The organism is Flavitalea antarctica, from assembly GCF_054461535.1.
The window spans coordinates 1-903 of sequence record NZ_JBTLQG010000090.1; the positions used below are offsets into that span (position 1 = coordinate 1).

Here is a 903-nt window from a genome sequence, read left to right on the forward strand (position 1 = left end):
CCTCCTACATCTGTGCGTATGAAAGCGGCAAGTTTGGATACTGGATCCAGCGAAAATTCGCAGCCCTCGGTATCAAGTGTCTTGTCGTCAATCCGGCTGACATTCCATCAACCCATAAAGACGAGGTCTATAAAACCGATACACGTGATGCCCGGGGTATCGGCCAGGCATTAGCCAATGGCCGGGTCCGCGGTATTTATGTGCCCTCCCTTAAACAAGAGGCAGATCGAAACCTCGTACGCCATAGAAAAAAAATCTGGCGCGATCTTGTTCGTTGCAAGAACCGTGTGAAAGGGTTCCTGGACTACAACGGTGTTGAACTGCCTGAACATTTTGACAATCCAAACTGGAGCAACAATTTCATAACCTGGTTATCGGCACTCAAATTTCCATTTACCTCCACCCGACAAACACTTAATTATCAAATTCGCGAAGTACAGTTGCTACGAAGGGAGTTGCTTCTTATCTGCAATGATATTCGTAAGCTCATGCGCAGTGCTGACTATAAAAAAGACTATTATCTGTTAAGATCTATTGCAGGCATTGGACCGCTGACTGCTGCTGAACTGATAACTGAGATAGGTGGTATTCATCGATTTCCGAACTTCTATCACCTCAACAGTTTCGTAGGACTTATGCCGATGGAACACAGTTCAGGAGAAAAACAACTTCGACTAAGCCTTACCGTCAGAAAACAACGCCAGATCCGTAGTGACCTCATTGAATGTGCCTGGGTAGCCAAAAGAACCGATCCTGCACTCGCGCTCTATTATAGCGAACAGATCAAACGTGGTATCAACAGTAAAAAAGCTATCGTTAAAGTGGCCAGGAAATTACTGGCAAGAATTCAATCCGTCTGGCTAAGGCAACTACCCTATCAAACAGGTATTGTACAAGTAAAGC

The 903-nt window shown here is 45.3% G+C and carries 1 protein-coding gene; it reads left to right on the forward strand.

Going from position 1 to position 903, the window contains the following annotated elements; all coding sequences use genetic code 11:
- The coding region (locus ACX0G7_RS27310; RefSeq protein WP_458926720.1) for an IS110 family RNA-guided transposase at positions 1-903 on the forward strand (903 nt) is incomplete at both ends.